This window comes from Sphingobacterium sp. Ag1 (assembly GCF_000988325.1).
Lineage (GTDB): Bacteria > Bacteroidota > Bacteroidia > Sphingobacteriales > Sphingobacteriaceae > Sphingobacterium.
The window spans coordinates 530184-555267 of record NZ_LBGU01000044.1 but is presented as its reverse complement, the minus strand read 5'-3'; the positions used below and the strand labels follow the sequence as shown (position 1 = coordinate 555267).

The 25084-nt window shown below is 38.6% G+C and carries 21 protein-coding genes and 1 riboswitch; of the genes, 8 read left to right on the top strand and 13 right to left on the bottom strand.

Annotated elements, in window-relative coordinates:
- Positions 1-37 precede the first annotated feature (37 nt).
- Together AAW12_RS25845 and AAW12_RS23115 are read right to left on the bottom strand one after the other, a co-directional pair.
- Positions 38-1624: a murein L,D-transpeptidase catalytic domain-containing protein gene (locus tag AAW12_RS25845; protein ID WP_053003947.1), complete on the bottom strand. Its 1587-nt coding sequence runs from the start codon at positions 1622-1624 to the stop codon at positions 38-40.
- Between the two features lie 886 nt (positions 1625-2510).
- A riboswitch (TPP riboswitch) is annotated at positions 2511-2605 on the bottom strand.
- A gap of 314 nt (positions 2606-2919) precedes the next feature.
- On the bottom strand, positions 2920-4053 hold the full coding sequence (locus tag AAW12_RS23115; RefSeq protein ID WP_053003946.1) for a 2-isopropylmalate synthase: 1134 nt from the start codon (positions 4051-4053) through the stop codon (positions 2920-2922).
- 81 nt (positions 4054-4134) lie between these two features.
- On the opposite strand from AAW12_RS23115, the gene AAW12_RS23110 reads away from it, so the two are divergent.
- Positions 4135-4911: an AraC family transcriptional regulator gene (locus AAW12_RS23110; RefSeq protein WP_046676009.1), complete on the top strand. Its 777-nt coding sequence runs from the start codon at positions 4135-4137 to the stop codon at positions 4909-4911.
- 205 nt (positions 4912-5116) lie between these two features.
- On the opposite strand, the gene AAW12_RS23105 is transcribed toward AAW12_RS23110, so the two are convergent.
- Entirely contained in the window at positions 5117-5353 is a 237-nt protein-coding gene (locus tag AAW12_RS23105; protein ID WP_046676008.1) for a hypothetical protein, read from the bottom strand.
- 652 nt (positions 5354-6005) lie between these two features.
- Between AAW12_RS23105 and AAW12_RS23100 the strand changes: the two genes are divergently transcribed.
- From AAW12_RS23100 to AAW12_RS23085, 4 genes are all read left to right on the top strand, one after another.
- Positions 6006-6773, top strand: coding sequence for a LuxR C-terminal-related transcriptional regulator (locus AAW12_RS23100; RefSeq protein WP_197084148.1), 768 nt, complete (start codon positions 6006-6008; stop codon positions 6771-6773).
- Positions 6774-6947: 174 nt separating this feature from the next.
- On the top strand, positions 6948-9200 hold the full coding sequence (locus tag AAW12_RS23095; protein ID WP_046676007.1) for a hypothetical protein: 2253 nt from the start codon (positions 6948-6950) through the stop codon (positions 9198-9200).
- 19 nt (positions 9201-9219) lie between these two features.
- Entirely contained in the window at positions 9220-9645 is a 426-nt protein-coding gene (locus AAW12_RS23090) for a hypothetical protein (protein WP_046676006.1), read from the top strand.
- Between the two features lie 495 nt (positions 9646-10140).
- Positions 10141-11022, top strand: coding sequence for a DJ-1/PfpI family protein (locus tag AAW12_RS23085; protein WP_046676005.1), 882 nt, complete (start codon positions 10141-10143; stop codon positions 11020-11022).
- Positions 11023-11287: 265 nt separating this feature from the next.
- Here the strand turns inward: AAW12_RS23085 and AAW12_RS23080 are convergent, their stop codons facing one another.
- From AAW12_RS23080 to AAW12_RS23070, 3 genes are all read right to left on the bottom strand, one after another.
- On the bottom strand, positions 11288-12037 hold the full coding sequence (locus tag AAW12_RS23080; RefSeq protein ID WP_046676004.1) for an SDR family oxidoreductase: 750 nt from the start codon (positions 12035-12037) through the stop codon (positions 11288-11290).
- A gap of 27 nt (positions 12038-12064) precedes the next feature.
- Positions 12065-13606, bottom strand: a complete 1542-nt coding sequence (locus AAW12_RS23075) for a DHA2 family efflux MFS transporter permease subunit (protein ID WP_046676003.1) — start codon at positions 13604-13606, stop codon at positions 12065-12067.
- A 148-nt stretch (positions 13607-13754) separates the two neighbouring features.
- Positions 13755-14474, bottom strand: a complete 720-nt coding sequence (locus AAW12_RS23070; protein ID WP_046676002.1) for a hypothetical protein — start codon at positions 14472-14474, stop codon at positions 13755-13757.
- Positions 14475-15376: 902 nt separating this feature from the next.
- Here AAW12_RS23070 and AAW12_RS25840 point away from each other — a divergent pair.
- Both AAW12_RS25840 and AAW12_RS23060 read left to right on the top strand, forming a co-directional pair.
- Complete coding sequence (locus tag AAW12_RS25840) at positions 15377-15721, top strand: hypothetical protein (RefSeq protein ID WP_053003945.1); 345 nt, start codon at positions 15377-15379, stop codon at positions 15719-15721.
- Between the two features lie 68 nt (positions 15722-15789).
- Positions 15790-16137: an immunity protein YezG family protein gene (locus tag AAW12_RS23060; protein ID WP_046676001.1), complete on the top strand. Its 348-nt coding sequence runs from the start codon at positions 15790-15792 to the stop codon at positions 16135-16137.
- Between the two features lie 6 nt (positions 16138-16143).
- Here the strand turns inward: AAW12_RS23060 and AAW12_RS23055 are convergent, their stop codons facing one another.
- From AAW12_RS23055 to AAW12_RS23025, 6 genes are all read right to left on the bottom strand, one after another.
- Positions 16144-17196, bottom strand: coding sequence for a DUF5694 domain-containing protein (locus AAW12_RS23055; RefSeq protein WP_046676000.1), 1053 nt, complete (start codon positions 17194-17196; stop codon positions 16144-16146).
- Between the two features lie 234 nt (positions 17197-17430).
- Positions 17431-18147, bottom strand: coding sequence for an FAD-binding oxidoreductase (locus AAW12_RS23045; RefSeq protein ID WP_046675998.1), 717 nt, complete (start codon positions 18145-18147; stop codon positions 17431-17433).
- Between the two features lie 117 nt (positions 18148-18264).
- Positions 18265-19416 carry an FAD-dependent oxidoreductase gene (locus AAW12_RS23040; RefSeq protein WP_046675997.1) on the bottom strand — a complete coding sequence of 384 codons (1152 nt, stop codon included), beginning with the start codon at positions 19414-19416 and terminating at the stop codon, positions 18265-18267.
- Positions 19417-19451: 35 nt separating this feature from the next.
- On the bottom strand, positions 19452-20207 hold the full coding sequence (locus AAW12_RS23035) for a helix-turn-helix domain-containing protein (RefSeq protein ID WP_046676396.1): 756 nt from the start codon (positions 20205-20207) through the stop codon (positions 19452-19454).
- Positions 20208-20340: 133 nt separating this feature from the next.
- Positions 20341-20709 (bottom strand): nuclear transport factor 2 family protein, encoded by a 369-nt coding sequence (locus AAW12_RS23030; protein WP_084823331.1) that lies wholly within the window; start codon positions 20707-20709, stop codon positions 20341-20343.
- A gap of 52 nt (positions 20710-20761) precedes the next feature.
- Entirely contained in the window at positions 20762-21379 is a 618-nt protein-coding gene (locus AAW12_RS23025) for an alpha-ketoglutarate-dependent dioxygenase AlkB family protein (RefSeq protein ID WP_046675995.1), read from the bottom strand.
- A 387-nt stretch (positions 21380-21766) separates the two neighbouring features.
- Between AAW12_RS23025 and AAW12_RS23020 the strand changes: the two genes are divergently transcribed.
- Positions 21767-22396, top strand: coding sequence for a hypothetical protein (locus tag AAW12_RS23020; RefSeq protein WP_046675994.1), 630 nt, complete (start codon positions 21767-21769; stop codon positions 22394-22396).
- Positions 22397-22484: 88 nt separating this feature from the next.
- On the opposite strand, the gene AAW12_RS23015 is transcribed toward AAW12_RS23020, so the two are convergent.
- Entirely contained in the window at positions 22485-24842 is a 2358-nt protein-coding gene (locus AAW12_RS23015) for a hypothetical protein (protein WP_046675993.1), read from the bottom strand.
- Positions 24843-25084 lie beyond the last annotated feature (242 nt).

Here is a 25084-nt window from a genome sequence, read left to right as displayed (position 1 = left end):
GACATCCGGCCCATCCTTTCGGCATTTGCCATCATGTCTATGAATGCCAGGCCAATAAATAAGACCCATCCATAAGATGATCTATAACTTCTTTAGCGTAATTAGGGGCAACAACGAAACAACCTAAAGATCTTCCGGCATTCTCGTCGCTCACATATTTACCTTCATGTATGACGATATAACGCGCTGAAGCATTGTTGTTTGTTGTCTGAAGACCTTCAATTTTTAACGAGCGGCCATTTTTGCCCATATAGGTGCTTTTAGTCTTAAAAATACCCAGACACGATTTATTGGATTCTGGTGTATTTGAAAATTCGGTAGCATACAGATCTCCAGATTTTCTGCCATGCGAGACCATATAGCTCTTTACATCCTTATTTTTCAAATCAAAGATGAACAGCCGTTTTTCTGTACTGGGTTTGTTATAATCTACGATAGCCCAGTAATTCGCTTTACTGCCGGGAGCATATTCAAATAATTCCTGTAAGCGTTCTCTTTGCCCGATTGCATCAGCGAGTTCAAGGGCCACCACCTTAAGGGCATCCAATTGGGTTGACTTCAATTCGAATCTCTGCAAAGTTTCTTTGGACGCTTCATCTAATTGTTTGTCGATATATTCCTCGATCTGCATCAGCATTTCATTACTTTCCTTCTTGATCTGCAGTCCCTTTTCCGAATTGTTGACGTGGATAACAGGGTTCCAATGAAGGGCGGCACTGCGTAATGCCAACGCGCTAAATTCTACGGTAAAGGCGGGGCACTGTTTTGCCAATACCTGAAATTCCAGACCGACACCAGTCCCATAGTTTTCAGCATCCCTCTCATTGCATTTGGCCCCTTTTGAAAAAAATTCGAGATATCCATCGCGGCTAGATTTATATTTCTGAAAAATCTCCATCAGCATATTTTTAACAGCTGTTGGAATCGACCCTGCACTGATAACATCAAAACTTGTTTGAAATAAGCCTGCCTCTGAATTTTCAGCGGTAGGTTGAATCTTCTTAGCAGGGTTTCCCCACCCATATTCTTTTCCTCTATCCCATCCACAGCAGAATTTTCCATTGCTTTCCATTACACCAAGTCCAAGCATCAGCAGAAATAGCCCCCTGAGAATATTAGACTCATCATTCAACTTGTTTCCGGTTTCATCGATGATCGTGGCTTGGAAACGACGCAAAGCATCTACGTCTTCAGATGCGCTAAGCGGCTTGCACATTTCTTTAGCAATTCTTTCGCCTTTTTTCAACCGCTCATATAAAGCTGCATAGACAAGTCCCATACCATAATAGTATCCATATGGAGCTTGTCCCCTATTTCCATTTTCCCATCTTATTCTTGAAATACCTAGACGGTCTACGATATATGGAATCGCTATAAACGAATTGTCACTTAATGCATCTTTATCAACTTCAAGATCCAATAATCGCAAAGTGTTTTCGTTAAGCTTGCCGTCATCTTTAATACCGTGGGAAGCCTGAAACGAGATGATTGCGTCTCTGGTCTGGTTACCAAAGGATCCATCAATATTTCCAAGACTAAAACCTAATTCTGTTAGTCTAATTTGGACAGACTCTACATGCAGTCCTTTATCTCCAAAAGAAGGGGTGATAGATAACTTTTTCATAATTTTTGGTTTATAAATTTTAAACGTGAAAATGTCCAACAAAAGTGAAGCAACGCTAAACAAGAAAACTGAAAAATAGGTATGGCAATTGGACAAAATATGGCTGTCTTATGCTTCAACATATAAGCAAATGTATTGTTTGGAGAATTTTTAAAAAATATGTAATTTTTTTACACGAGTAAAATCGGTACTATGGATTAAAGAATTTTAAAGATGCTGTATTACACTACTTTCTTAAAGACTCCTATGATATACCCTTAAAAGTCGAGCATGTACATGGTGATATTCCAACTTTCACCCGCAGTAATTTAATAACTGGAATCAGCGGTACTTGCTTAATAAGCTATTTTTTTCAAAACAATTATCACAGAAAAAAGCTACCAATAAAATAAACCTACTTTTTAAATAATATCAAAGAGGAAAAGGTGATGATCGCTGAATAATCTTAGATCTGAAATAAACAACTTAAACAAAAAGCTTTTCTTATAAGGTTAAAGGGGGCTTCTACCTAAATGTTCGCATGAACAGAAAAACCAAGAGAACTTTTGGAGTTGGTTTCATCCTTGTTTTCAAACAAGGCAGGATGTAGCTGACTTAAATGATCTTTACAAGTATCTGGACAACGAACGGTTTGATGACGATGTAATGGAAACTGACGACTACCGATATTATAGCACAATGACCAAAGATCAAATCCGAGATGAAATAAGATCACTCGAACCGAAGATTAATGGCTTAACTATTTACGATAGATCATTCATGGAAATGCGTTAAATACTTTCGAATAAATATTGACTTGAAATAGTTTCGATGTGATATGACAGTTAAAGGGCAGAAAATTAAGTTTGCAATGCTAACAAACAACAAGGGTTTTGGCCGAAACCAAAACCCCAGGAAACATTTCTTCCTTCGCCAGCATTACCTGGATCAGGTTCTGTGGGTATATTCTCAGACTTTTTCAAATCACCCCAAAATGTTTCCAATATAAGGACAAAAGCCAATCGTATTTAGTTTTATAAAAAATCTAAGATTTACCTTAATCAAAAAAAAGGCAACAGAGCATAAGCAACTACAGCCCTACTATCTCTCCAACCGTATTTTTAACTCCGCTTAAAGGATGCCTGCCAGGAATATGCCAATTCACATCGGCTTGGAATATATCCTGCAATTCATCGATTGAATTGCTGAAATATGCATCGAAAAATTTGTTTACTAGCACTAGGTTTGGATGTTCATTCATGATGTTTTAAAATATAATTGTAATTATTGTTCCATACACTGGGGTTGTTGTACACCTAAACCAAACGCCGGAGGTCGCTATCTTCAATAAAACGTTTCTGATCTGCCAAAACAAGAAATCGGCTATAGATATTTTCAAAATGGTCAGCCGGGAAATCTATTTTCATATTTTTTAACCGATCTTTTAATGCTGCACGTCCACTCCTTGCGGATAAAAACAACTCGGGCAACCTCCCCCCTATGATTTGGGGATCAATAATTTCATAGTTTCTACGGTCTTTCAGCACGCCATCCTGGTGGATACCGGAGGAATGCGCAAAGGCATTTTTCCCAACAATGGCCTTATTGGCCTGCACAGGATTTGACATCGCCCGTTCTACCATACTGCTTAGTTCTACAATATATTTTGGATCAATTCCGGTCGCCATCCCCAGATCTTTCTTTACAATGAGTGTCAAAATAATTTCTTCCAAGGCAGCATTTCCTGCACGTTCTCCCACACCATTAATCGTTCCTTCCACCTGAAGTGCGCCTGCCATTAACCCAGCTATACTATTCGCTGTAGCCATACCTAAATCATTATGACAGTGGACAGAAAGAATTGCGTTCTCTTTTTCCCTTCTATTTTGATTCACATAGGCTATCTTTTCAAAGTACTCAAAGGGTGTACAAAAACCATTGGTATCAGGAAGATTCACAACTTTCGCCCCCGCTTCAACCACCGTATTGGTCATTTGAACCAAAAAATCGTTGTCTGCGCGGCCAGCATCTTCGGCGAAAAATTGTACTTCATCACATTTATCCGACGCATACACCACCATTTCGTAAGCTTTCGCCAAGATTACCTCACGGGTAGTATTAAACTTATGTTTAATATGAATGTCCGATGTTCCAATTCCGAGCTGAATCCGTGCTACCTTTGCCTTACTCAAGGCCAAAGAGGCCTGTTCAATATCTGTCCTGTTGGCCCTAGCCAATGCGCAGACGGTTGCCTTTTTCACCAGCTTACAGACCTCTGTGACTGCCTTAAAATCTCCAGGTGAACTCATTGGAAACCCTGCCTCTATCACATCTACCCCCATTGCATCTAGTTTTTCTGCAATTTCTAATTTATCATTCAGTGTCAATTGGCAGCCCGGACCCTGTTCTCCATCACGTAAAGTAGTATCGAAAATCTTAACTTGTTTCATAGTCAACTTATTGTTATAGATCAAAAGTACCAGAACTATAAAATTTAATATATTTGAAAATAAAACAATTGTTATTCAATAATGCCAAAATCCACCATTCCCTTCGTTCAATGTGCCAAGAACTTCCGCGATGGGACAATTGAATTACGTAACTATGGGCAATTCAATACAGAAATGCATGCTCATGAACAAGTACAGGTACTTAGCCCAACAAATGGTACCCTTTTTATCTATACAGAAAAAGCCAGTTTCTGTGTACCGAGTACTTTCTTTGTATATATCCCAGCACATGTTCCGCACAAACTCATTTCCCGCTCACAGCAACTGTCAATAAAAACCATTTTTGTCGATATGAACAATATGCACGAGGAAGTTAAGGTGTATCCATCAAATGAATTGTTGAATCATTTTTTGCTTTTTGGCCAGCAACATTGGAAGTTGAAAGACCACGACACGTTGACCGCGTCCACCTTGGAGGCCTTTAAGTCTATGCTCCCTATACTATTGGCAAACCCGATCCTGTTGCAAATCACGCCTGCAAAAAGTGAATTGATGATCCAGGTATGCACGTATATCCTCCAACATCTCGACAATAAATTGTCAATCGCTGAGCTTAGCGCTAATTTTTTTCTTTCGGAGCGAACACTTTTCAGGCAGTTTAAGGAAGAAATGCGGATCACCGTATTCCAGTTCATAAAACAGCATAGACTTCTAAAGGCTCTTCAATTATTGGAAAATAAGGATATGCATATCGCTGAAATCGTTTATCAAATTGGGTATGAAAGTGTACCGAACTTTTCCAATCTATTCAAAGAATATTTTGGACTGTCACCACAGCAGTATAGAGCGAGACTATAAAAATAATCTTATTGAATATATCTTCTATCTACTTCTAATTCGAATCGTGAAAACGTTACATCTTCTGCGCCAAAGGCCCATCTTTAGTGACCAGACTAGACCAACCGGGACAAGATCCCACGGTTAGCTTTGCAACCAATCTGGAAGCTAGAAATATATTAGCCTCTGTTTCTTCACCAAAATCCCAAGTGACTTCAACAGGCGATCATGCGTCAAATGGTTCAAGGTTTTCTTTAACAAACTCCACAGGATTTAAAAACGGTAGATTCTCCTTTTTATGCCATTCAGGATCGCTAGGAGTAGGAACGCTATTGTATAACCATATATCTCCAACTATTTTACTCTCTATCAATAAATATGCATAACAAACCTTATCATCATCTTCGATAAGTACAGCGAATTCTGGACGATCATTTGATACATATCTTGTTAAAATTCCCATAGAATATCTAATTTAAACAAAAAAATTTGTACTCTTAAAGGGTCTGCTAATTCATTAATTAACGCACTTTTGATAACACTTGATTTTACTGTGGCAACAATGTACATAGCATACATTCGCGGATAAACTCTTATCATCCGAATTCATTCTGCTTGCGTACATGTTTAGTACCCTGAAAGAGAGAAACATCCATTTTGTCCGAAATAAATTTCTTTTTTATAATATACAATTTTTTGTATCTGTTTTGAAAATTCTTTAAATTAAAGAAACCAATTAACCGCCCTTAGCAGAAAGGAGTTTATATGCCTTAATTTTATCGTCTACTGTTAGAAAAAAATATGAAAAGTGTCCCCAAAGTTTGATCACTAAATAGTGAATCAATCAGGTAGCCTATTGATATCAATTAAAAAAATCATGTTGAAATTTGGAACAATTCCAGCAGTAGCTTATTTATACACATTTGCAAAATAGAAATTTCACTAATGCTGACCATTTTAGTTATATTTTCTATAGGGTAGCCTGCGAAGGGGGTAGCATTCAATCCTTATGCGGAATAGAAAAGTCTATTAACAAGATAGTTTCCCATGTTTATCGGATTGAAAAAGAAAGAAAAAATTTGCAGATAAATTCGTAAAGGAACACAACACAGACCATGAAAAACAGAATTCTACTTTCTGCCCAAAAACTTTGGGATACCGTAGTGCATGACAAAACATTTCCCAGTAAACAACTGTTAATCGGACAACTGGAACAGTACAAAAAATTGCTCAATATTTTTCAGGTTGGCGATTACTACTATCTTCTTTTCAACATTATACAAGGAGAAATAGTGGATATAGGAAAAGATGTAACCAATGTATTAGGTTATGAACCCGCTGAGGTTACAATGCAGCTCTTTACGGACAACATCCATCCGGATGACAGGGCCTGTTTCCTGCACTTTGAAGAGAAAGTAATTTCATTTTATAACTCTGTTTCCATCGAAGAATATCCGTATTATAAAGTGCAATATGACTTACGACTAAAAACAACCGCTAACAAATACAAACGTATTCTAATCCAATACATCCTGGTAGATTATAACGAGTTAAATGTTTGCCAAAGCTTTCATGTCCATACAGATATTTCACATATAAAGCCCACAGGCGAGCCTTGTTTTTCGATTATCGGAATCGAAGGCAGGCCTTCTTACTACGATATACGGGAGCCAATTTTGGTAAAATCTTTCGACATGTTTACCCGGAGGGAACGGGAAATCCTAAAAGAGATAATAGAGGGAAATACAAGTAGGCAGATTGCCGATAAGCTATTTCTTAGCGTTTTTACTGTTGATACACACAAGAAAAACATTTTAAAAAAAGCGCAGGCACATTCTTCTGTTGAGCTTATAAGCAAGTCCGTAAGAGAGGGGTGGATATAAAAATGGACAAAGATTAAATAGAAAATACCGAGAACTCGGTATTTTTTTTTGCTTTTGGCTTAGATAAATTTGCTGTATCAGTATAAGCCAAAAGAGGGAATCCCAGCATTAGCCAACGTTTTTTAATAAAACCGAATAGTTGAAATTATTCATCAAATAAAACACAACCTAGTTATGAAAAGAATTTACATTTTTTTGATGCTGTTATTAAGTAGTTCGCTTTCTTTCGGGCAAGGGGGAGAAATAATTTACAAGGATGGTGGAATTATATTTAGCTATTCCTACAAACGTGCGGGAACTTATAAAAGCAAGGATTATATGGGGTCCAGCGGATATGGAACTTGTGAACAACAAATAAATATATTCTATGTCACGGTCAAAGTTAAAAATAATACTCCTGAACTGGCAACCTTTAGAGATTCCTATATAGAAATTATTGGGAGCGATTATAAAGCGCCAGATTGTAAACAAATAACTCGTACTTATAACGGTTGGCCAATGGTTTTTCCTTCTAATCCTACAGCCACTTTTATGGATTTGGGAGCGGGGCGGGAATACCAGAATACCATTGAATGCATTACTGTTGGTAAAGATGAACCTTATGTCGGAAAATCCACTAGGATTGAGCGTGGAGAAAGACCCTATGTCAAGCCTGAGTGGGGGGAATGGAAAACTTTCACAGGTACTGATTGTAATACGAATATACTGTATAAGGTTCTGCACGGAGGTAACGGCTGGGGCGGGCAGACTGATTTTTTCGAGGTAAAAAGCAATAATGACAGAACGGTTTCATTTGTATTTCAATTGTTAGATGCCAATGGTCGAGTTCATTTTGGGGATACTCATACAGTAAACCCAGGTGAAACGATTAAATTTGAGCATAAAATGCAAAATAATGTCCGCATTACATCATACCGTTTGGATAAACTAATTTATGTTTCTACAGGAAAACCGGTATGTGGGACCTCTCAAGAAGAGGAACTGCTGTCATTAAAAAAGAGAAGGTATGAGTTGTGCCAGGAATTAAGTACGGTACTTGGTAATAGGCAGAATGCAGTATTTGACAAGATTTGTAGAAATCTTAATAAAAGCTATGCTGAAAATGATATAAACCAATTAAAAAATGAGGTTAATGAATTGGAACAGGAACTGCGATATCAAAAAGGCGTGGCGCCCCAGCGTGAAACTCAACAAGACCTGGAAAAACAAAGAAATGAACTTTGTAACGAGCTTAGTGCACTTGTTCAGAAATCGGGCAAACCAAGTCAAGTGAACGAAGACCTTTGCCTTTCAGGCGTTCATTTGCCAGGTAGTTTACAACAAGATATAAATACGCTAAAAACCGAAATAGCCAGGCTAAAAACGCTAGATCGAGAGGAGGAAAAACAAAACGATGAACAATTGCTTAAACAACAGGAAGAACAGCGTCGCGCTGAAGAACAACAAAATCGTTTTGACAATTATATAACCCAAGGCGACAAGGCCTACGCGGACGGGAATTATGACAGTGCAATGAGTCTCTATTCGGAAGCGCAAAATATAGCGCTAAATGACACGCAAAAACAGACTGCTTCTGAAAAATACAATCGGGCATATGAAGCTAAACGAACTGCTGCCAGACAAGAAAGATTAGCTGTTCAGGAAAAACGGGATGCAAATGAAGATTTGGCCTATACGAGTTTAGCATCAGGGACGATCGGTATCATGTCATTGATTAATGATCAATATACAAACAAAGTATCATCCGGTAAAGTTCAGGTAGGTTTGGGTTATGAGCAAATGCCTATAATAACTAATCAAAACAATTCGTATTCGGCTCCTGCCTCGTATGCGGATAAGACAAGCTACCCACTTGTTTACTTTGGATTGAATTTAGAATTCCTCAACAATAAACCGGTAAATCTCCATGTTCGTCCTCTTGTGTCAATTGGTATCAATGCTTTTTCAAAGGGAACCAGCGGCACACACACCGCAACAGGGATTGAGGGCGGTATACGGTTTTGGTATAAATCGCAGACTAGATTTAAGTTTTTTGCTGATTTTGGTTGGTATAATCGTGTTGGGGACAAAACTGCTGATAAAGACGCTCAGTCCGGTGGGGCTACTACCACCGATGAAGTGAGGGAAGGAAAATACAGTTACCATGTGTTGCGTTATGGTGGCGGACCTATGTTACATTGGCGTCATCACGGCCGTGAGTCATGGTTAAAACCGGGGATTTATTTTGAACAATTTACATTTGCCAAACATCACAAACCGACAATGTCATTTGGTTTAAGTGCTAATATAGAAAGCGAAATCATTTTGGAAGGGACATACAGCAAAAATTATCCAGTAGCTGGAAATCTTCAATATCCTAATGCGTTTACGTTCGCTAATCAAGATTATTTTTCGATTAAAATAATCAGGCAAGGAAAACTTTGGTAAACTTTTAAAAACGATAATTATGAAATTAATTATAATAACGGCAGCAATATTTGGACTTCTGTTTTCCTGCAATGAAGATTCATTGGTAGAGGGGTATAACACTAATAATGAAGATAGAGGTAATATCATAGGACAATGGGAGCTTACACATACGTCAGCATTTACTAATGGTGTTGAAACTTTCTCGACCGATATTGTGCCTGATTGCCCCACTAAAAAAGATTATGAAGAGTTTAGATTAGATGGAACAGGAAGGTATTATGATTTTGATAAAAGCTGTGAAGATAAAGGGCATGATTTAAAATGGTCAAAATCAGGCAATATAATTAGTTATGGTTCGGGTGGATTTACCGAAGAGATATTATTGCTGGATAAAACGACTTTGAAGGTTAAATGGAAGGGTTCAAACACAGTTTATTATATAGATACCTATAAAAAAAGATAGCTACTACAATATAAATGTATGGCCGGGATACTATTGTGTTTGCTTTAGGCTATCTTTGCGGCACATGAGGTTCCCCGGAAGAAACAGGGAACCTCAATTCTGACTACTCGGGCGAGAAAATAAAACTCTTGCGCCTGAGAGGAAATTTTACTGTCGGAGATGCTAATTTCTGCAACTTGTTTTCAACGATTCACTGACATAACCTACTTGATTTCCCACAAAGTTATTTTGATCGAAAGACCCAAAGGATCTTAATAAATACATTTAGGACGCCAATATCTCATCGCCAAAATTCTTAGAGTTTAATATCGACGAATAACCAATACTTTTCTATCATTCCCTCAGCTTCTTTACGTACCACTTTTCACAAATATTTTTTAGGCGAAACAGCATGGGTTTTGATATTGTTATCTCTTAAAGATTTTATAAAATATGTAAAGATTGACATTCGAAGCTTATGAATAGCATGAATGACAAACCCTAAAAAATATTACTATGTCATTATTTTCAAACGATTTGAGCAAAGAACCCGTATTTGACGGCATTGGTTACGAACCTTCTTTTTTTTCAAGAAAGACGATGGTTGCGGCCAAGACAAATTACAGCAAAAAAAAGTACAGTGATGTCAACAAGGACACCCGAAAAAAGATCCTCGTACTTTGCACAGAAGAACGGTATATGATCATGAAAAATGGAAAGAAATTTTCAACAGGCAATCATCCGGTCGAAACACTTGTTCCCATTCTTCATTTCGAACAGGCTGGATTTGAGGTTGACTTCTATACACCAACCGGTGCTCCTGTAAAATTCGAAATGTGGGCTATGCCGTACGAAGATGAAAACATCGGTAACATCCTCGACAAGTATAATACACAATTTTCAAACCCGCACAACCTACGGCATTTTATAGCTGATACGAACAAAGGATACGTTGACTACGTTGCCGTTTTTATTCCAGGTGGACATGGCGCAATGCTCGGGCTACCTGAAAATAATGATGTAAAAGAACTTATCAAATGGGCAGTAACTGAAGATAAATATCTCTTGGCAATCTGCCATGGCCCCGCAGCGCTCTTAAGCGCAGCAGATTGCGGAGACGCTGAGTTTCCCTTTAAGGGGCATAAGATCAATTCGTTTCCCGATGAAATGGATAAAACTTTGCCAGAAAGTGGATACCAGCCGGGCGAGATGCCCTGGTTTTATGGCGAAAAACTCAAACAACTTGGGGTTGAAATCTTGAATAAAAAAATTGCCGGCGATTGTCACGTTGATAGAAAATTGATTACTGCGGATAGCCCATTGGCGGCCGATAAATTCGGAAAACTCTGCGCAGATGAACTTCTCGCCCATGAAAAATCAAAAGTGGAAAATGGATAGGCGATTTTTTTCAAATAAAAAGCTCCCTTATTAACCGATAAGGGAGTCTTTTTGGCTAGATGTCCGCTTGAGCCAAATGTTAAACCGGCTTTGGGCTTTGCTCTAATTTAAAGTTAGGTATATTTCTGGATTTCAGCTTATTCTTTCGTTAATAAAAGGGCTATATCCTGTTTTGCAAGCACAGGTGTCAAATATGCAAAATCTTCCTTTGAAGCTTTGCTTCTGTCATACAGCTTATTTCGCTTTATAAAAAGTTTCACTTAAATTACTTGCTGATCGGATTCATCATTTTCAATGCTTCTGCTGGGTTGGAAAGATAACTGCGGTAAATATCATCGGTCTTCCCTACCCTGATTTCAAGTTCATCATCGCTGAATCCCTGAATAAAACGTGTAGCTACTTCAGACGCGGGAATACCATTTTGTCCACCAATTGGTGCCGAAAATTCGGTATCAACTAAGGGCGGCATAAGTTCAAAGACCTTTACTGTCGAAGAGATGTTATCGAGCGCTATTCTTAACGACTGTGTATAAGAATGCAGAGCAGCCTTACTTGCTGAATATGTTGCAAGGCCTCCCGGCACATAAGCAACAACAGAAGAAACGTTAACTATTGCCGATTCTTTTTTGGCTTGAAGCAAAGGCAAGAGCTTCTCATTTAGTCGGATTATGGATAAGTAATTGGTAAGCATTTCTTCGCGCGCTTTTTCCTCTGCGTTTATATTTTCTGTTAACAGATTATAAACATGTGCTGCACCTGCATTATTGATCAATATGTTAACATCGCTGTGTTTGCTTTGAATTTCTCTTATCAGAGCGTCGGTATCTTCCGGTTTTGAGATATCACACTGAATTCCTATGGCGCCGGGCAAAAGTTGTAAAGCTTTATCTAACCGTTCTTTTGTACGGCCTGTTATAATCACTTTATTTCCATATGCTGCAAATAGCTTGGCAAGTTCCAAACCTATTCCGGCGGTACCGCCAGAAATAATAACCGTGTTGTTTTTTGTGTTCATATTTCTTATTTTTTGAGATTAATTTTGTTAATGATCAGCTGCTGCCACCACAATTTTTTTATTGCTTTTCCGCATCGAGAAAAATAACAGCAGAGGTAGTGATAGTGCAAATGCCGCACCGATGAAAAGATAGGCGTCGATGTAACTTAACATGAAAACCTGTTTTTGCGCAATCATATCCATTAGACCGATGGCCCGATGCTGTGCATCATCATGCCCAAAACCTTTGGTTTGAAAAAGAGCTGTATACTTATCCAGTCTTTCTACCACTGAATTATTTGTGTAGGTGATGTTTGAAACTAAATCCGACCTGTGCTGAGCCATTCTTCTGACAATAAACGTATTGATGATAGAAATACCAAAAGAGCCGCCCAGCTGCCTCATCATATTATTTATGGCTGTTCCCTGTGGTATATCTTCGGGTCTTAATGACGAAATAGCAAGCGTAGAAAGAGGAACTGTCAGCAATGCCATCCCCAGTGCCCTAAAAATCAAATTAACTGATATTGTTGTGAACGGGACTTCTAGAGTTACCCTTGACATCGACCAATTGAAATAGATGAAGCAACAGAAGCCGATGAATACAACTAATGCAGGTGGTACACCCTTCTGTAGCACACGCCCTGTAATTATCAGCGCAAATACGGCTATGATAGATCCCGGAAGGAGCATTAAACCAGCCATTGATGGGGTAAACTGTAAAAGCCGCTGAGCAAATACTGGAGTCAGATAAATAGAAGTAAACATCCCCATACCGGTAATAAAAGTGAGCAACGCAGAAATACTTAATGAAGGGGATCTTAAAATAGATAATTTCACCACAGGATGTGCTGTGGTAAGTTCCTTGTAAACAAAAAGAAGAAGTGAAAGAAATGCAATAACTGCAAGTATGGTGATATACCGGGTTTCAAACCAATCTTCTGTTTCCCCACGTTCAAGAATGGTCTGTAAAGAACCAATCCCTGCGATCAATAATAAGATTCCTGCCCAGTCTATTTCTTTGATCTTTTTTCTGGTTGGAGATTCCGGAAGTATCCGATAACAGATAATAGCAGTAATGATACCGATAGGAATATTAATATAAAAAATCCATTCCCAGGAAAAGTTATCAATTATGTGTCCGCCAAGTGTTGGCCCGATCGTCGGTCCGATAAAAACACCGATACCGAACAGGGCACTCGCGATATTTTGTTTTTCTTTTGGAAAGCATTCGTAGACCACCGTCGCAGAGACAGAGAGTAATGCCCCCCCGCCGATACCCTGAAAAAAGCGAAAAGCCACCAATTCCCAAATACCGGAGGCGTTGCCACACATAAAAGAACATAATGTAAACAGTATAAGAGATCCAATATAGTAGTTTCTACGCCCCAGGTTATTCACAAGAAAACCGGTCATCGGAATAATGATAACGTTTGCGATGCCGTAAGAAGTCACAACCCAAGAAGTATCTTCCAATGTTGCACCCAAGCTTCCGCTCATATGATTGATTGCCACATTGACAATGGATGTATCAATCAATTCCATGATAGCCGCTGATATAACGGTAATGATCAGGAGTATTCTATTCATTTTTTTATTTTTAAACCCTTAAGTTATAATATACCGATTGGTATATTGTAACTTAAAAAAAATCCTTAAAATAGTTAAGGTTGTCTTGTATTGTTGTCCTGTTGCAAATGTAACCATTCCATCAGCCTTGGTTCAGCAAATTTGTGAACTACTTCAGCACAATATCCATGACATTAAGGATGACCAGAACTGGCTCAGGTTGAATACTCGTATTATCATCGTTACGGATAAACACCTGTCTTTTGGTTGGAAACTTGATACCTTGTACCTCTGTATAATCATATAGATAATGTGCACTTGCAACATTTTCGGAAATTTCCACATTATAATCGTGCCTGCGTATAAGTCCCGTCTTGTCGATGTAAAATGTCTGAATACGACTATGGCTTTCAAGTGTTTCAGGAAAAACAACTCGCAACCTACGGAACGTTTCACCGTCTTCTTCCCAAGCATCAATTTCGGTTACTTCAAAAATCGGATCCGCAAAGCAGAACGGTGCATTGAAATAAATCCAGATCGCATAACTTGCAAAATAAAATGTCTGTAGGCGCGTCCAAGGCGTTTCCCTCTTGTGGTTAAAAAAAGACTGCCTGGGACTGGGCAGTTCTTCAATTATTTCATTATCCAGTGTTAAAGCAGCAACATGATCAGGTTCAAACGACGTCTTCCAATCTGCATAGACCGGTTGAAAAGACGCAAATTGTCTTTTTGTATCTACAGACACATATGTATCGTTTATTATTCCTGACTGTTGTTTCCGAATCCAAGTTAGCCCATCGACTTTTAGATGTGCAGATATGTTAGTAAACATATTCCAATTTTGAAGGCCTCCATGTGCCTCGATCGTTAATTTTAAAAGATTGTTCATAAATTATTATCGCATTATTTTATAGCCATACGAAGTTGAAGCAGCATTTATGCATTCACTGATTCGGTTTAACACAATCAAGATGTTGCTGAAATGCTTCAACCGCCAATTCACTCTTGTCTGAATCGTACACAAATATATAAAAATATAATACCGTTCGGTATATTATTTTACATATATTTTCATTTACCAATTTGTGATACCACTTTGTAATGCCGCGACTTCAGTAATCAAGAGTTTTCATCTCCAGCATCGTGTTCTTGATTAAAAATTGATTCGCGATATTTCTTTGATTTAAATTATATAGGCAAAGTACCCCACGTTAAGGGGTTATCTTAGACATAAAAGGGTTATCTCCTCGGTATCGGAGTTATACCGGAAAGTCTTTCAAGCTGATTACTTATTGGAAACCGTAGGCGATTTAATCAATAGCCGTAATGCCCGCCTCGGTAATATAATTATTTCTACACCTAACATAGATCTTTCTTTCTGATTTGAAAACCGGCAAAATTTGCCTATGTTCAAACTGTTCTGAATATTTTGATAGAACTCGACACCTCCACATACAGCAGGACGTAATCAGTTGTATGTGTAAAACGTCAGTCAGCTCATAATAGCCAGAGGTCTCCTCATATTGTGGAAGGATCTTCAATCTAATAAAAATCTTGAAAGTTATATTTCATTTTAATATTTTTATATAGGCTTTTACAGCTAAGTCTAAAAGCGAGACTTGAAGAATGGTGTATGTTACCAGCCTCTTCCTCATCTCTCTTGCATAACCTTTTTTCAGGGAAGGTTGAAAATAAAGGAATTCTAAAGAAATAGCGGCCAGAATAATAATGTCGACTAAATAAGATTGTCTGCCATAAAGAAATACTCAGTTAAATAAATTTGAAACGATTATGAAAACAATTGATGATATTTATAGTACTATTGCCAGCAATATTAATTCTGTAATCAACGAAGAGTGGATTGCGGCAGCGTTAGACATAGAGGCTATTGGAGAAATGGTCAGTTTTACGGGAAGTTATGTCAATAAAAATGATCAAAAACAGCAACTTGACGTTGATCAGTTCGATTTCGGCTTAACATTTGATATTCTTGAACTTCAGAAAATAACAACGGAAGATGATAGAAACAGGTGGAATAGAGCTATTTTTTCCTTACAGTCAGACGGTGAGTTTGACATACAGCTTATCTGGGATCAGGAGCTCCATGATGAAGTAATAAGATTATCAAAAGGATAAAATTCAATACGAATAAAAGACTTCAAATTGAAATTGCAAATTATATTTCTTCAAAAAATTCAACTTTTATGACGGTAGATGAAATTTATTTAAACATTGGAAAAAGTATTGTAAATGCGATAAATGATGAAAAATGGAGTCGTGCAACATTAGATATCGAAGTTGTTGGTACAGGTGTAGTAAGCTACAATGGCGAATATAGCACGGATAATAACGAAACTAAAAATATATCGGTAAGGAATATTTCCAGAGATATTCGAAATTGGATCAGAGAATTACACCATATTACGACAGAAGAAAATGACAAAAAATGGAATAACGCCATTTTCAATCTAAATGTAGAAGGCAAATTTAATATGGAATTTATCTGGGATGAAGCACTTGATGCAGAAATAACCAAATTATCAAAAGAATAGAGAAAGCTAGTTAACTTCATTGATGTTTCTCACTTTGACAGCAGGCATCGTCTTGAAAATATCCTCCATGTACTTTCTATGGTTGGCCCCAGCTAGGACTACAACTCTTTTGGCGCCTACCATCTTAGCCCTGTTGACAACGTTATCGCACATTCCCTCATTTCTCATAATCCACCAATGTATTTTTGACAGCATATCTTCTTTGGGAAACTCATTCATATTATACATAACAGGCAAGTAAAAATCTCCCGAGGCGGAAATTTCGGCGGCCTCATCCGTGTTCAACCATTCCGTTATCATATTTGAAGACTTTTCGATATGAGCATATTTCTCAAAGCCTTTGTCAATAGCTATCAAAGCTGTTTTTAAATGATTTTTTGAAGAATCAACTATATTTTTACTGAACAAGGCAAACTTTGCGTCAAATGCTCCCCAAGATGCTTGCCAATTCAGATCATAGTCCTGGCAATCCATAGACATCAGTTCCTCGATGCCCAACTCCTGCATCATCGGGAAGGCGATATAAGCATACTCAGAAGTTTTTAGCCTTTTCATACTACGGCCTGTGGTATCTACACCAGGGCTAAGCAGTTTTTCGATATAGGTTTCAAGTTCGCTATTAGGATGATGACACAGAAAATTATACACCTGCCAAAATTGGTAATGCCCATTTGCCACATCTTGATCAAGATAATAGGCATGCGCTAAATCAGCTTTTACATGATAATCATGGGGTTGCAGCGTAGATCGTCTCTTCAAGCTGTCAATGGTATGCTGCAATAATACCTCTTTTATAGTTCGATTGCTTCTTAGTTTTTTTAGCCGATCGATATTTGGCTGTTTGCACCAATAATCCATCAGCAACCGCTCGTCCTCTTTACTCAAAAACTCACCAAAAAAGGCGTCAGGTTCAAATTTTCTAATTTTATGATGGATGCTAGAAAAATCCTGGACAGGATATTTACTGTAATCATGGGAAACACCTATTAATAAAACCTCAATATCCTGTGCTTTGGCATTGATCGATATTAAGAAAAATAAATAAAAGAAATACTTCATATTTTGTGCCTTCTTGTTTCGTTCAGGTATTAGATGGTTCTTTTTTCAGCGTCGCACTTGATACTACAGTTTACAAATCCGCTGCCAGGCGCTTATGCCGTCTACAGAACTAAAAATACAAATAAATCCCTAAAGTTTAACCTCATCGGCAAAGCATTAAAGCCGCATAAAGCACAATATAGCCCGGATGTAAACACGATTCGCTCATTATTACCTATGATAAGTCCAAGCTATTTATAATCCCTTTTTACCTGCCATCCAGTAGCCGTGTAAATAAACGGTACCATTGGTGTTTTCTCTAATGATTTTTTTGAAGAGTTGAGCCGATTTTGCATTACCTGTCAACACGAACTTAGCTTCTTGCCAATCTGGAGTATCAATCACCGGCAGTTTGCCTACCCACTCCTGCTTGTTGGACAAAAAGTTTTTGGGGAATATCAGGCAGTTTTCCAAACCCAATAATTTTGGAACATCTTTGTTCTCTTCCTCTAATTCAAAAATAAACATAAACTGATGCTTGTTCTTCTTCAACACCGGAAGAAACGAACAAGCAAGTGCTAACGAAGTTTCATCGCCAAAAATGACAAACCTTTGCGTGGTTTTATTATAGTACCTACTTAACGCTCTTGGCTTATACATCACAATTTGATCGCCCACTTTCAAATCCGCCATAAGACGACTTCCACAACCTTTACCATTCAAATAAACGACAAATTCAAACAAGCCCTTTTCAGTATCTGCATGCGAAACGGTATATCTTCGAGCCTCTGTATCATTAATTCTGAAGTCTATAAAGGAACCGACCGTACATTGTACATTTTTTAAATCCCCTTTAAAACAAATCTTCTTCACAGATTCAGATAAAGAGACTGTTTCGACAACTTCGGTCAAAGGCAGCTTGGGCGTTAAGAATTCTAAGGTATCAAATAACCACTTTGGTGCACTTGGCATAGTATTTTATATTTTGTTCAAAGCAAAGTACAGCAGAACCGATCGTATAAAATAGAACGGAAAAGAGTAGGTATTGGATTAATCGTGGTTTTTGCCCACGAAATGGCAGGGCGTGGTTTACCTCCGCTCTTTAAACATTGCTAGCAAATTATCAAGGCCACCTTCCGCGTGTAATATTTCTGTGTTTTCCAACGTATCTTTGGTTATTACTGCCGCCCTTGCCTGCATTTGTTTTTCATACTGTGAAATTGCCGTCTGAATATCCGGAAAATGATCGCTGGTCAAATTTTCGGCCAGCTCAAAAGCGTCCTGCATCGCCTGGTTTACACCCTCACCGGCATAGGGCGGTATACGATGAGCCGCATCGCCAAGCATGGTCAAGTTGGGTAATGTGGGCCAAGTCTGGTCCAATGGAAAGTGATATTGCGGTCGTGGCATAAACCAAATTTCATCACTTGCAAAAAGTTCATGCCATCGTTCACTCCAGGAGGAGAACGCGACTTTAAACCAATCAAATACCTGTTGCTTGTTGTTAAAGTCAATGCCGCTTTCCTGCACCCAATTTTCAGGAACTTTACAACCGGTATAAAACGATAAACTGCCCTCTCCTTTTGCACTTAAGATAATGGATTGTCCGTTTCCAAGCGCAAAGACTTTTCCGCCTTTTGCGATTTCCCAAAGTTTCGGTGCGTTTTTTTCAGCCTCGTAGACATTTCCCTCAACAATCGTGACGCCAGAATAAATTGGCTTAATATCGGTGAGATAAAGGCGGATTTTTGAATTTGCACCATCCGCTGCGACGACAAGGTCAGCGTAAAAAGATTTTCCGTTTTTGAAATGCAGAAGCCAGCCATGACCCTGTTCTTCCATTGAAACAAACTGACTGTCCCAGACAATGGTACCCTCATGCAATGCGTTTATTAAAATATCACGCAAAGGGGCACGATCAATTTCAGGACGATCTTCCTGATCCTTATGTGGAAGCTCGTGCTCATCCATTTTGATGATGGCCTGCTTGTCCAACACCCTTAAACGTCCCGCCTCGGGTCGAAAGCTAGCTTTAAATTCTTTCATCAAATTTGCCCTGCGAAGAGCTTCCAAGCCACTTTCTTCGTGCAGGTCCAGTGTTGCTCCCTGCTGGCGAACTTCTTTATTGCTATCACGTTCATATACGGTTACATTTGCTCCTTTTAATTGTAAGAGTTTGGCTAATGTGAGTCCGCCTGGACCACCGCCAACGACTGCCACTTTTTTGTCTTGTAATTTCATATCCAGTACAATTTAATTTTTTTGACTGAACAAAATTAGGTGGATCTGAGCGTTGAAAATTGTATAAAACGCTCATTTTGGTTCTTCAAAAGTTCTTTTGGTGAAACACCTGCAAGTTTCTTGACTTCTTTAATAAAATGGGATTGATCGGCAAAGTTTTGTTGTGGAAACAATTTGCCTTCTTTGATGTGCTGAAAGGAAGCACGGAAGCGGATAATATTGCAATATGCTTTTGCTGTAAGTCCGAACTGCTGATCAAAATAACGGTTGATCTGCTGCCGACTCCAAAACGATTGTGCTGCAAGTTCTTTGATTGTAATCGCCCCGTTTGATGTATAAATGAGGTCGAACAGTGTCCGTTTCCTGTTGTCAACTTCACGTGGCAAAAGTGACTGTATTTTTTTTGTCGCTTTCGCACAGAATAAATCAAAGTCATTCAGGTCGTCGGCACTAAAGTTCCAAAAATTAGGAGGCAAGAGGCTTGCCCTGTCCACCAAGTTGGCGATGCTGGTCTGAAAAATAGATTGGATTGCAAGCGGGTTAAAACTGATGGCGTAAGTCTGTCGCAAAGGCGCAATGGTCGCCCGCCCCGGCTGAGTTTGGATGCCCAAAAGCGTCATGTGGAAAGGATCTGTTGCAGATTGCGTAAAAAATAGATCAACTCTTCCGTCTGGCAGTACAACAACCTCTTTATCGCAATCCGATTGGTTTTGTAAAAGCCAAAAGCTGTCAACAAAATCCGCTAACGGCTTGTTAGGTTTTACTGTCTGATATTTTAATTCATTTTCCATTGCTTTAGTGAGTTTGTGCGCAATAGCCTTCCCCGCAAAATTCACTACGGCACATCCGGTGAAAAGCCCCACACATTCAATCAAAATTAAGGATTATTGTATTACCACACATGAAATAGATCAAATACCAAGCCTATTCGGATGACGGTAGCGGCGATCCGTGTTTTTCAATGACAAATGCTTTAAGCTCTGCCATTTTTCCATCTTCAAATCGCCAAATGTCGCAATAATCGAAATGCTCATATTTTCCGGCCTTATTTCTCAACCGGATTTCTCCGGTCACCATAACAGAATCGCCTTCCTCAATAGATTTTTCGACATTAAAAACTGGTGGTTTCTGATAGAACTCTTTCATATAAGCTCGGACTTCTTCTTTTCCTTGGAGGGTACGGTCCCCTACAAAGACCCATTTCGTGTCTGCAGTACAATAAGCTAAGAAGCTTTCATAATCTCCTTTTGCAATAAATTCGTTGGCGCTGTGTAATATTCTTATATTTTTCATTTTCATCAAAAAATTCAGGCAGAGAAAAGCCTAGTTTTAAATGGAAGCCTATTTATTCATCCTTTTGTTCGTTGATCAGACGAAATGTCAAGTTGATCCTTGCGCTCATCTTTTGCGTAGATTTTGCGATTCGATGTTCCCATGTCTCCTGCAAATTGCCTTTCATCAACAGCAGAGCACCATGGTTCAGTAGCAATGAATACTTCTTATTATGATCGTCCACTTTCCTGAAATCAAAATAGCGTGCTTGTCCCAGACTCACCGACCCGATCACGGGTCTATTGCCCAATTCGCTCTCGCGATCGCGGTGCCAGGCGACTGAATCGTTGTTATCGCGATATAGATTGAGCAAAACGGAATTGAATGTACAATAAAACCGCTGTTCAATCCGCTCCTTCAATGTTTTTAGAGGTTTAAGCCATTCGTTCACAGCGATCGTTTTGCCCGCCATTTGATAAGTCGCATTTTCATCGCCATACCAGGCTGTCAAGCGAGGAGTCGATACCGTTCGGTCGTACATTTTCTTGGATGTCTGCTGCCAAGGTACTTCCTTGAGCAGAAAATCAAACAACTGATCAGCTTCTTCCTGCGTAAGAAAGTCCGGTTCAAAGTCCAGGAGATCTTCCGGAAAAATATATCCTTCATGTTGAAATAAGCGAAGCTGATCCATGGAACAATGAGTTAAATTTATACGATTTTCCGAAGCACCCAAAGCCTATGCCTGCAAAGAAAGAACAATCCTCGCCGCAGAGCGTTTGCTATTTTTTATCAGCATACTCCTTTTTTGTCAGCACAGTAATGGAACTAATATCATCTCAAATTGCTTATGTATGAATTAATCTCTTTGTACTGATTATTGTTTAGAACAATTTTCCTCTCGGAATTTACTAAAATGTAACTTGGGTGGATTCGCGATATTCGATGTTAAATGACCTATTCATTTTTGTGAGAACGATGACCTATTTATCCCTGCCTATACAATAAGCGTTGCGAGCAACCTAAATTTGATTTGTAACTAAAAACCTGTACATTCAATAGAAATTAGCCTCTTTCCATTATGCAAAACAACAATTGGTTCCAGTTTAAAAAAATCCGGCCAAAAAGAATATTCTTGTTAATTACACTATTAACTATTTTTCATCATATAAGTTCTGCGCAAAAAGATCCGCAGCTTAGGGAAGCACTGTCTATCATGACAAAAGCGTCTATTTCGGGAGATATCGAAGGGATTCTAAGCCAAACATCGCCCCGCATAATTGAAAGCATGGGGGGGATAGATCAAGCAACAAAAATGACCAAGGAACTCTATTCTTCTCTAATAAAATACGGGGTTAAAATTGATTCGGTAATCAACTACGTCGATATGGATGTCTCAAAAATTAATGGGATTGCATATTGCTTTATTCCCCAAGTATTGGTCATGTCCATGTCTGAAAAAGACAATATGGCGATCACGTCAGCTAACTTATTAGCGCTAAAAGAAGACGAAACCAAGAAATGGACTTTTTTTAATTTCAATAAAATGGATCAGGAAAAGATCAATATGTTTATTCCGGAATTTAATGGCAAGATTTCCCTTCCACCGGGTCTAGAAAAAAAAACATTGGTCGTGAAGAAAGAAGAAGTAGCTAAAACTGTCGATCAACTAATGAAACTGATAGATGAATCGGTCAAAAAACACAAATAGTTTTAAGTCATTTGATCTTCGTCTGACAATTTTAAAGCAAAAAAGTTTCCCTCGAAGTAAAGGGAAACTTTTGGGTAATGGATTATCTTTATGAAATCAGATTTATTATTTGACTAGTCCACTCGTTATCAGCAACCTTTGTCACCAACGTATTTATAGTATAAAAGAAAATCGTAGTTCCTATTGGATAAACTGTTGACGGATATGTCGAATTTAGATAGACTTTGTCTATCGCGACATTGCTGGTAGAGTAAATAACATTATTATACCCTATTATTTCCCAGTAATTTCCTGTTGATATAATCCATAAATAGCTACCTCTGTGGTGCAATTTGATCGTATTCTGCATGCCAATCTTATTGCCAGCTACTGGATTTACCGATACTGTATTAGCGGAGTTATCACCTTTCATGATTCTGAATATTTTACCTCGATGTAGAGTAACGTCAGGCAAATTCACAATTCTATTAGCAAGAGTGGCATCTACATTTACTGTATCATAGGCCTGTGTCAATGTTACATCAGTATTTGAATTCGAGATATTTTGCAAACTCAAATCTAACCATGATGAACCTAACCACCACACCGGTTTCCCAATGGTGGTATCATAGTACGAAAAACCTCTATTGGATGCTGATAAAGTAGGTCTATTTATTGTAGCTCCAAATATAATGGGCTGCATTGGGTACCATCCTTGATTTGGCGAATTGTTATACTTTACAAATACAGAAGTGTCCAGTGTGGTTCCTGTATTATTTGTATATAGATCCCCTAACTTTCCTCCAATATTACCGTTTGGATCGCCCCCAGCAATTAATTTGGCAACTGGGAACACGACAGATCGATGCAATGGTATGGCGATTATTTGCGGTGAATTAGAATAAAAGTCATTAAAGACTATATCGCCCTCTAAATGACGCGGTTTTAACACAAGTGGTTTGGTCGTACCTGAAGCAGGGTTATATACTTTCCAGGAATGGAAAACAATATTCGTATAGCTTCCAGCTAGATTATCCGGATCATCTCCAATAGTACATTCGTAAGCCATCTCTTCATCAGTCAGTTTTCTTCGATCAATAAAACCGGTAATATTTAAATTGGACACTTTATGTGAGGCCGCAGCTGTCTTTACAAACAACCCTGTAGTATATTTTGCATTGACTGATTTTATATCAATATTTAAGTTTTTAATCTCGACGTCACCGGGTTCATTAGATCCATAGATCGCAACGGTATTTCTAATTTTCCCGACCAATGGCAACCGAACAGGTTTATCGGTACCAATATCAGTAATCTGTATATCGAGATTATCGCAACCATATAATGTTGTACCTACAACATGGTTGGAAATCAATACTCCTGCAACATCATAATTTTTACCGACCACCGTGATCGATGAATTATTGACAGCCGCAGCATAAATACCGCGGTGGACATCTAGTGCTTCCACATTAAATCTACAGAAATCTCCAGACTTCCATAGCGCAATAGGGTAACCGGTGTTGTTAGATTTTACATTCAGCGATGATCTCGTCAGATTGCCTTTATCTTTTCCGTACTCTCCACTAAAGATACCATACGATACTCCTTCGGTATTTAAATTGACTGACATGCCCGAACAACCGTCTTGAAGTTTGATTACTACCCACCCCAGTCGATATTGTACCGCAACGTTTTGTATGGTACCTTTAAAGCTTAGATCTATTTTACAATTTCTACAGTTACTTAACTTCAAAAATGTGTTATCAATATTAGAACGGCGCGTTTTTCCAACCGCATTGGCTGTTGGTGTAGCAGCTAGTGTGTATGAAAAAGAATTAACTCCGACCTCACAGATTTTGTAGAGCCCATTATAGCTCGGATCGCTAAAATCCGTCAAGACAACCTGCAGCCCATCGATAAATCCATGTGGCACTGCCGTTGTAATAGTAGCTTTATTGCCGACAAAAGTAGCGGATGCCGTTATTAAATCGTTAGCGAAATCATCGTTCAAAAAATAAGCTCCTTCTTCGGATAAAATTTCGATTCCTTCCAAATCAATAAAGTCAATGGAAGCCTGAGTTGTTATTTTGTAGATTCCCTTTTCTATCATCAGTTTACTACACTTGCTCTCTTTGATTAAGGTCAATGCTTTCTTTATACAAAGACTGTCATCGGCCACTCCATCTGCTAAAGCACCAAAATAAGAGAAATACAGAACCTGAAAGTTGTGGATAAATTTACTACCCTGCACCTCAATGACACTGCCTCCATCGTCGCCCCCTGGATCAGGATCAGTTAGCGGATTCACGTAATAGTAAACGATTGGAGCTGGCGTATCCCCTTTTTCGTAATAGCCTAATAATTGAACTCCTGTATAGGTTCCGTTTTGCAATGCAGCGATTTCAGTAGAGTCCAACGTCTTCATCTCCTGCATCGTGTTCTTAATTAAAAATTGATTTGCCATATTCTTTTGTTTTTATGTATAGAGCAAAAGTATGGCTGTAGGCCGGGCTATCTAAGGAAAAGAAGTGATATGTAAGCGGTATGTGGAAGAAACCGAAAAGTCTGTTTTTAAACTATGATGCGTGTGGTTATCAGCGAAAATAAATAGGCTGGATCCAATCGCTAAATACGCGATGCCGAGATGGATATTGATACGACCGATAATTTTTGTGACTTCAGGGGCGAAAAACGTATGCGTTTTAA

What these genes read in the sequence shown, in the direction of transcription:
- AAW12_RS25845 (WP_053003947.1), bottom strand. Translation starts at nt 1,624, where the DNA reads ATGAAAAAGTTATCTATCACCCCTTCTTTTGGAGATAAAGGACTGCAT.
- AAW12_RS23115 (WP_053003946.1), bottom strand. Translation starts at nt 4,053, where the DNA reads ATGAAACAAGTTAAGATTTTCGATACTACTTTACGTGATGGAGAACAG.
- AAW12_RS23110 (WP_046676009.1), top strand. Translation starts at nt 4,135, where the DNA reads ATGCCAAAATCCACCATTCCCTTCGTTCAATGTGCCAAGAACTTCCGC.
- AAW12_RS23105 (WP_046676008.1), bottom strand. Translation starts at nt 5,353, where the DNA reads ATGGGAATTTTAACAAGATATGTATCAAATGATCGTCCAGAATTCGCT.
- AAW12_RS23100 (WP_197084148.1), top strand. Translation starts at nt 6,006, where the DNA reads ATGAAAAACAGAATTCTACTTTCTGCCCAAAAACTTTGGGATACCGTA.
- AAW12_RS23095 (WP_046676007.1), top strand. Translation starts at nt 6,948, where the DNA reads ATGAAAAGAATTTACATTTTTTTGATGCTGTTATTAAGTAGTTCGCTT.
- AAW12_RS23090 (WP_046676006.1), top strand. Translation starts at nt 9,220, where the DNA reads ATGAAATTAATTATAATAACGGCAGCAATATTTGGACTTCTGTTTTCC.
- AAW12_RS23085 (WP_046676005.1), top strand. Translation starts at nt 10,141, where the DNA reads ATGTCATTATTTTCAAACGATTTGAGCAAAGAACCCGTATTTGACGGC.
- AAW12_RS23080 (WP_046676004.1), bottom strand. Translation starts at nt 12,037, where the DNA reads ATGAACACAAAAAACAACACGGTTATTATTTCTGGCGGTACCGCCGGA.
- AAW12_RS23075 (WP_046676003.1), bottom strand. Translation starts at nt 13,606, where the DNA reads ATGAATAGAATACTCCTGATCATTACCGTTATATCAGCGGCTATCATG.
- AAW12_RS23070 (WP_046676002.1), bottom strand. Translation starts at nt 14,474, where the DNA reads ATGAACAATCTTTTAAAATTAACGATCGAGGCACATGGAGGCCTTCAA.
- AAW12_RS25840 (WP_053003945.1), top strand. Translation starts at nt 15,377, where the DNA reads ATGAAAACAATTGATGATATTTATAGTACTATTGCCAGCAATATTAAT.
- AAW12_RS23060 (WP_046676001.1), top strand. Translation starts at nt 15,790, where the DNA reads ATGACGGTAGATGAAATTTATTTAAACATTGGAAAAAGTATTGTAAAT.
- AAW12_RS23055 (WP_046676000.1), bottom strand. Translation starts at nt 17,196, where the DNA reads ATGAAGTATTTCTTTTATTTATTTTTCTTAATATCGATCAATGCCAAA.
- AAW12_RS23045 (WP_046675998.1), bottom strand. Translation starts at nt 18,147, where the DNA reads ATGCCAAGTGCACCAAAGTGGTTATTTGATACCTTAGAATTCTTAACG.
- AAW12_RS23040 (WP_046675997.1), bottom strand. Translation starts at nt 19,416, where the DNA reads ATGAAATTACAAGACAAAAAAGTGGCAGTCGTTGGCGGTGGTCCAGGC.
- AAW12_RS23035 (WP_046676396.1), bottom strand. Translation starts at nt 20,207, where the DNA reads ATGGAAAATGAATTAAAATATCAGACAGTAAAACCTAACAAGCCGTTA.
- AAW12_RS23030 (WP_084823331.1), bottom strand. Translation starts at nt 20,709, where the DNA reads ATGAAAAATATAAGAATATTACACAGCGCCAACGAATTTATTGCAAAA.
- AAW12_RS23025 (WP_046675995.1), bottom strand. Translation starts at nt 21,379, where the DNA reads ATGGATCAGCTTCGCTTATTTCAACATGAAGGATATATTTTTCCGGAA.
- AAW12_RS23020 (WP_046675994.1), top strand. Translation starts at nt 21,767, where the DNA reads ATGCAAAACAACAATTGGTTCCAGTTTAAAAAAATCCGGCCAAAAAGA.
- AAW12_RS23015 (WP_046675993.1), bottom strand. Translation starts at nt 24,842, where the DNA reads ATGGCAAATCAATTTTTAATTAAGAACACGATGCAGGAGATGAAGACG.